Annotated in this window: 1 protein-coding gene; it reads right to left on the bottom strand. The window is 63.0% G+C overall.

Translation table 11 applies throughout. From position 1 onward, the window contains the following. Nucleotides 1-179: 179 nt before the first annotated feature. Entirely contained in the window at nucleotides 180-1,553 is a 1,374-nt protein-coding gene (locus tag TSO352_RS07395) for an IS1595 family transposase (protein ID WP_158284548.1), read from the bottom strand. Nucleotides 1,554-1,658 lie beyond the last annotated feature (105 nt).

Here is a 1,658-nt window from a genome sequence, read left to right as displayed (position 1 = left end):
CGTAGCTATATGACAGACACAGGTTTGAAAGCGGATTGTTGACTACACACCCCCATATGTAGTGGGTAAGTGAGATCATGAAGAGCCGGTTGGCAATCGGCGCTGAAGGAGTCGACAACTTTTAGGTAGGCCAGACGGACCTCGGGCGCGACTGGCCACTGGCCGTCGGCGCGGCGGCGTCAGAAGAGGCCGTCTATCTCTTCGTCTGTGAAATCCGGCGGCGGGCGGCCGGGCGGCAGCGGTCGAAACGGCGGAGACGTCGCCCGAAGCCGGACGGGGGCGGGCAGAGGGCGAGAGCCCCTCGAAGAAATTCCGGCGGGACGGTCCTTCCGGGGGAGGTCATGTCCAGCGCCGTTCTTCTCTTTCGCCCGAGCCAGCATCAGGGCCCGCGACGGCGCTGGGGGATCTTCCGCCCGAAGTGGCGGGGGCCAGAACAGGCCGCCCTTCGCCGACCAGCGGACCTGCCGGCCGAACGCCCGCGGCATCAACGTCATCAACTGGAGAACGAACGGTTCGGCCTGAACTTCGCCCTGTGAATGTCCTTCAGCGGTCGTCAGGGTTCCGGACGAAGCCGCGCTCCACAGCCAGGCGGCTTCGTCGAGATACCGACTCATGTGAACGCGGCTAAACCTATGGTAGACGCCGAAACGGCTGCGTTCGAGAAGAGCCGAAAAGCCCTCGGCGTGATTGACGTGAACGTTTCGCTCGTCGTCCCGCAACTTTCCATTGCGACGCCGTCTACGCGGAGGCTTTCCGTCCTTCCGTTCGACCCGGGCGTACTCTTCGGCTCCGTGATTGACGCTGGAGTGTCCTTCGAAGTCCTGTCCAACGACGGCGAGGGCCTTGTCCCCGTCGGTCATCAGGTGCGCTTCTGGCTTCACAACCGCCTTGATGGCTGGCGCCAACTCGGCAGCCGACTCACCGGAAACGACACTGGTTCGGACCCGTCCGTCCCGGTCGGCCATAACCAGAACGATCGACTTGTCCGACCCCTTGCCGCGTGGATTCCACACGTATTTCGTGTAGGCGTCTTTGCGCGGCTCTCCGCCAATCCGCTTCGTGTCGATCTCGACCTCGCCGTCCAGAACCGGCTCGGCCTCGTGCCGATGGTCGAGAAGTTCACGGATGGCGTGTGCCATCTTCCAGGCCGTTGGCTGAGTCACGCCGAGATGGCGGGCCAGGACGACGGACGAGACGCCCTTGCTGCTGCTGAGTAGGTAGAAGAGCGCCTTTATCCACTTCAGCAGGGGGAGTTTCGTCCCGTGAAGCGGGGTGTGAGTCGTCGCGGAGAACTGCGCGGCACAATCCCCGCACTCGAAAAGGCCAACGCGCGGGGCGCGGGCTTCGCCGCCGCGGGTCGTCTTGACCGGGCGGAAACGGTAGACGCGAACGGAGCCGCAGTGCGGACAGAACGGTTGGTCGGGCCAGACGAGGGCTTCCAGAAAGGCGCGGGCCTGGACGTCGTCTGTGAAACGATGCGTCAGCTCGTCGGCATCAGTGTGGATACTGAGGTCGAAGTCCCGGCAGATTTTGTAAAAGCGTTCGTTGTCCACGACCGACCTCCGCGAGGCCGGCATTCTACCGAAAGGCGCACCGGATTTGAATCAATATCTAGTGGCATAGGCGGGGTGAGGCGTTTTAGCGCTAAGCCATTGTTT

It is taken from the genome of Azospirillum sp. TSO35-2, assembly GCF_003116095.1.
Classification (GTDB): domain Bacteria; phylum Pseudomonadota; class Alphaproteobacteria; order Azospirillales; family Azospirillaceae; genus Azospirillum.
Note: the sequence above shows the minus strand (reverse complement) of the source record. Positions and strands in the feature narration are given on the sequence as shown.